The sequence below is a fragment of the Caballeronia choica genome (assembly GCF_001544535.1).
Lineage (GTDB): Bacteria > Pseudomonadota > Gammaproteobacteria > Burkholderiales > Burkholderiaceae > Caballeronia > Caballeronia choica.
This window is the reverse complement of sequence record NZ_FCON02000300.1, coordinates 1-4,745: the sequence shown is the minus strand read 5'-3', so window position 1 is coordinate 4,745 and position 4,745 is coordinate 1. Positions and strand designations below refer to the sequence as shown.

At 64.6% G+C, this 4,745-nt stretch carries 4 protein-coding genes; 2 read left to right on the top strand and 2 right to left on the bottom strand.

The genetic code is table 11. The features are described from left to right. Positions 1 to 166 precede the first annotated feature (166 nt). Both AWB68_RS49150 and AWB68_RS42735 read right to left on the bottom strand, forming a co-directional pair. Positions 167 to 331: a hypothetical protein gene (locus tag AWB68_RS49150; RefSeq protein WP_200828955.1), complete on the bottom strand. Its 165-nt coding sequence runs from the start codon at positions 329 to 331 to the stop codon at positions 167 to 169. Positions 332 to 408: 77 nt separating this feature from the next. Continuing rightward, a complete protein-coding gene (locus AWB68_RS42735) occupies positions 409 to 1,383 on the bottom strand; it encodes an AraC family transcriptional regulator (RefSeq protein ID WP_235028825.1) in 975 nt (324 codons plus the stop codon). A gap of 216 nt (positions 1,384 to 1,599) precedes the next feature. Between AWB68_RS42735 and AWB68_RS42730 the strand changes: the two genes are divergently transcribed. Together AWB68_RS42730 and AWB68_RS42725 are read left to right on the top strand one after the other, a co-directional pair. Next, positions 1,600 to 2,733, top strand: a complete 1,134-nt coding sequence (locus tag AWB68_RS42730; RefSeq protein ID WP_087650149.1) for an acyl-CoA dehydrogenase — start codon at positions 1,600 to 1,602, stop codon at positions 2,731 to 2,733. A 40-nt stretch (positions 2,734 to 2,773) separates the two neighbouring features. Next, the gene (locus AWB68_RS42725) at positions 2,774 to 4,468 is read left to right on the top strand and encodes an AMP-binding protein (RefSeq protein ID WP_087650147.1); all 1,695 of its coding nucleotides are present in this window, start codon (positions 2,774 to 2,776) and stop codon (positions 4,466 to 4,468) included. Positions 4,469 to 4,745: the final 277 nt, after the last annotated feature.

The following is a 4,745-nucleotide window of genomic DNA, read 5'->3' as shown; positions in this document are numbered from 1 at the left end:
TTTCTTTGCTTACTTTCTTTGCAGCAGCAAAGAAAGTGAGTCCCGCCCCGGACAGGGGCAGAGCAAATAAACCAAAAACAAAGCAAGTTCCATAGAAGCCTGAGCGCATCAAACGGTGTAAACCCGCCCCCACCCAAACCCACCCCCAAGCGCCAGCGATCACCCTCTACTTCCTCGCCGGCTTGTGGTCTGGCTCCGGATGAACCGCGATCGGGTCGCTGGCGGGAAAGGTTTCATCGAGCGCTTCGTCGAGGAGATCTTCTTCGTGATTCGGTGCATCCGGCGCTGCGGCTTCCTTCTTTCCTGCGCCGTCGCGGCTTGGCTTCGTCATGATGTTCTCCATTGGAAGAACCGGGAATTTCACTATAGCAGCGGCCTCGCACTCATGCAGACGCGATGCCTCGCTCCTCACCCCACGCGCCGGTAGTCGGCCGGCCGCACACCCGTCCACTTGCGAAACGCGCGCCTGAACGCGCTGGGTTCCGCGAAGCCGAGCGCATCGGCGATTTCGGTGATGGTCTCGTTCGTATCGGCGAGACGCGAGATCGCCAGGTCGCGCCGCAAGCCGTCCTTGATCGCCTGATAGGTCACGCCCTCCTGCTTCAGACGGCGTCTCAACGTCGCTTCGGCCATGTTCAGCGCGGCGGCGACGCGGTCGCTGTCGGGCCAGTCGGCGGGCGGGATCTGGCGCAGCCGCCTGCGAACGCGCGCGGCCAGTGAATCGGGATTGCGGTACTTTACGAGGAAGTTCGCGGGCGCGCCGCGCAGGAACGATTTCAGCGACGCCACCGTCTGCACGACCGGCAACCCGACGCATTCCGGTGACAAATCCACATACGACGCGGCCTGGTCGAAGAAGAGGTGGTCGCAGAACATCAGGCGGTATTCGTCACTCGCGGCGGGCTCCGGGCAGCGCAGATGCGCAGCCAGCACGGGGATGCGCCGCCCGACCAGCCAGCACAGCAAGCCATAGATCAGGATGAACGCAGTCGCGTAGGCGAACATGCTTTTCGGCTCGTGCCGGTCGCTGAGGCGGATGCGCACGCGCGTCGAATCGATGTCTGGCTCGAAGCTCAGGTCGTCGAGCACGAGGCGCAGGAAACTCGCGATTCGGCCAAGCGCCTGCGCGCCGTCGCGCGAACTGAGCGCCGCATGGCACAGCAGCACGAAGCTGCCACGGCGCATCGGATGGCGGTCCTGGCCGAAGAATTCGTCGTCGAGGGCGTCGGCGGTGGCGTTCCAGAGCTTGCCGTACTGCGCCGGCGACACCCGCGCGCGCGGCGATTCGAGCATCGCGGGCGCGATGTCGGCGGCGGCGAGCAGCGTTTCGCGCGCCACGCCGCGCGCTTCGGCGCAGCGCAGCGCCTCTTCGACGAGGCTCACCGCGATCGATCCGCGTTCGCGGGCTGTCTTGTGGCTTGGGGTTGTCACTAGGTGGCGGAAGCGCTCAGATAGCGTGATCGTTTTGGGCATCGGCTAACGCGCCGGAATTGCCTAGACTCGGTGGCATCGCTTCAAGCGCGCGGCCGCCGAGCCTCGGGCCGAAAGTTTAAACCATCGACCGCGCGCTTCCCGCCCCATTACACGAGCCCAATCATGATCGACAGTTTCCTCACCGAAGAGCAACGCATGATCCGCGACGCCGCTCGCGAATTCGCCACCGAAGTGCTCGTGCCGAACGCGGGACAGTGGGACCGCGAAGCCAGCATCCCCGACGCCGTCATTCGCCAGCTCGGCGAACTCGGGCTGCTCGGGATGATCGTCCCGGCCGAACTCGGCGGCACCTACAGCGACTACACGGCCTACGCGCTCGCGATGGAAGAGATCGCGGCGGGCTGCGCCTCGTGCGCGACGCTGATGAGCGTGCACAACTCGGTCGGCTGCGGCCCGATCCTCAAATTCGGCAGCGACGCGCAAAAAGCCGAGTATCTGCCGAAACTGGCGAGCGGCGAAGTCATCGGTGCGTTCTGCCTGACCGAGCCGCAAGCCGGGTCGGAGGCGAACAACCTGCGCACGCGCGCCATCGAACGCGACGGCCAGTGGGTCATCTCCGGCAACAAGCAGTTCGTGACGAACGGCCGCCGCGCGGGACTCGCGATCGTGTTCGCCGTCACCGACCCGGACCTGGGCAAGAAGGGCATCTCCGCGTTCATCGTGCCGACCGGCACGCCCGGCTTCAACGTCGGGCCGCCGGAGCACAAGCTCGGCATCCGTGCATCGGACACCTGCCCGATCACCTTCGACGACTGCGCGATTCCCGCCGCGAACCTGCTCGGCGAGCGCGGCGAGGGCCTGAAGATTGCGTTGTCGAATCTGGAAGGCGGGCGCATCGGCATCGCCGCGCAGGCGCTCGGCATCGCGCGCGCGGCCCTCGACGCGGCGCGCGTGTATTCGCACGAGCGCGTCCAGTTCGGCCGCCCGATCCACGAGCATCAATCGGTCGCGAACATGCTCGCCGACATGCACACGCAACTGAACGCCGCGCGCCTGCTCGTACTGCACGCAGCACGGATGCGCACCGAAGGCATTCCGTGCTTGTCGGAGGCTTCGCAGGCGAAGCTCTTTGCCTCCGAGATGGCCGAGCGCGTCTGCTCCGACGCCATCCAGATCCACGGCGGCTACGGCTATCTGCAGGACTATCCGGTCGAGCGCCACTATCGCGATGCCCGCATCACGCAGATCTACGAAGGCACGAGCGAAGTGCAGAGGATGGTGATCGCGCGACAGTTGTAAGTGGATGCATCAGCCGCACACAAAACGCCATGGAGACACGATGAACCCGGCCGACGCCTTTATCGAAGCAAGAGACTTCCTGCTGCGCCACCGCACCGACTACGACACCGCCTATCGCGAGTTCCGCTGGCCGTCGCTCGAACGCTTCAACTGGGCGCTCGATTATTTCGATCCGATGGCGCGCGGCAACGATGCGCCCGCGCTCGCGATCGTCGATGAGAGCGGTTCGGAGACGCGCTACTCGTTCGCCGAGATGAGCGAGCGCTCGGCGCGCGTCGCGAATCATCTGCGGGACCTGGGCGTCGCGCGCGGCGATCGCATTTTGCTGATGTTGCCGAACCGCGTCGAGTTGTGGGACACGATGCTCGGCGCGATGAAGCTCGGCGCGATCGTGCTTCCCGCCACGACGCAGCTCGCCACCGCCGACTTGCACGACCGCATCACGCTGGGTCGCGTGCAGCACGTGATCGTCGACGGCAACGAGTTGCAGAAGTTCGACGAGATCGAAGTGCCGTCCTTGCGGATTGCCGTCGATGGCGAGCGCGAGGGCTGGCTCCGGTTCGATGCCGCTTATGCAGCATCGCCGGCGTTTGATCCGGAAGGCGAAACGAACGCCAGCGATCCGTTCCTGCTCTACTTCACGTCGGGCACGACGTCGAAGCCGAAGCTCGTCGCGCATACGCATCAGAGCTATCCGGTCGGGCATTTGTCGACGATGTACTGGATCGGCCTGCAGCCCGGCGATATCCACTGGAACATCAGTTCGCCCGGCTGGGCGAAGCACGCATGGAGCTGCTTTTTCGCGCCGTGGAATGCGGGCGCCTGCGTGTTCATTTACAACTTCAGCCGCTTCGACGCCGCGCGCACGCTCGATGTCCTGGTGCGCCACGAGGTCACCACGCTGTGCGCGCCGCCGACCGTGTGGCGCATGCTCGTGCAGGAGCCGCTTGCATCGTACAACGTGAAGCTGCGCGAGATCGTCGGCGCGGGCGAACCGTTGAATCCTGAAGTGGTGGAGCGCGTACAGGCCGCGTGGGGCGTGCCTATCCGCGACGGCTACGGCCAGACCGAGACCACCGCGCAGATCGCGAACACGCCGGGGCAGCACGTCGTGCCGGGTTCGATGGGACGACCGCTGCCGGGGTATCGCGTGGCGTTGCTCGATCCCGACGGCCAGCCTGCCGACGAAGGCGAAATCGCGCTGCCTGTCGATGAACCGCCGCTCGGCCTGATGACCGGCTACGCTGACAATCCCGCTGCCACGGCGAACGCGATGCGCGACGGGCACTATCGGACTTCGGATGTCGCGGCGCGTTCGCCGGATGGTTACTTCACTTATGTCGGCCGTGCCGATGACGTGTTCAAGTCGTCGGACTATCGGTTGAGTCCGTTCGAACTCGAGAGCGTGCTGATCGAGCATGAGGCGATTGCGGAAGCGGCGGTCGTGCCGAGTCCCGATGCGCTGCGTCTTTCGGTGCCGAAGGCGTTCGTTACGTTGCGGCATGGATTTGTGATCGGGCCGGACGTTGCACGGAGCGTGTTCGCATTCTCGCGGGAGCGGCTGGCGCCGTACAAGCGCATTCGGCGGATCGAGTTTGCGGAATTGCCGAAGACGATTTCCGGGAAGATCCGGCGGGTCGATTTGCGGCGGCAGGAAGAGGCCAGAACGGAGGATTCGCCGCGCGGCGAGCTTGAGTTCTGGGAGGAGGATTTTCCGGAGCTTCGGGCGAAGTGATTCGCTGGCGCTGGGGGCGGGGTGGGGTGGGTTTACACCGTTCGATGCGCTCAGGCTCCTATGGAACTTGTATTGTTTTTGGTTTATTAGCTCTGCCCCTGTCCGGGGCGGGACTCACTTTCTTTGCTGCTGCAAAGAAAGTAAGCAAAGAAAGCAGCTTTCCACCGCCAATGCTTGCCAGTCGCCGCCAGACCGTTATGTCTGAGTGGTCCAACCGGGGGAGTGTCGTTAGCGGGGTTTCATCGTTGTTGGCATGTAGAAGAGGTACGGGCATCGC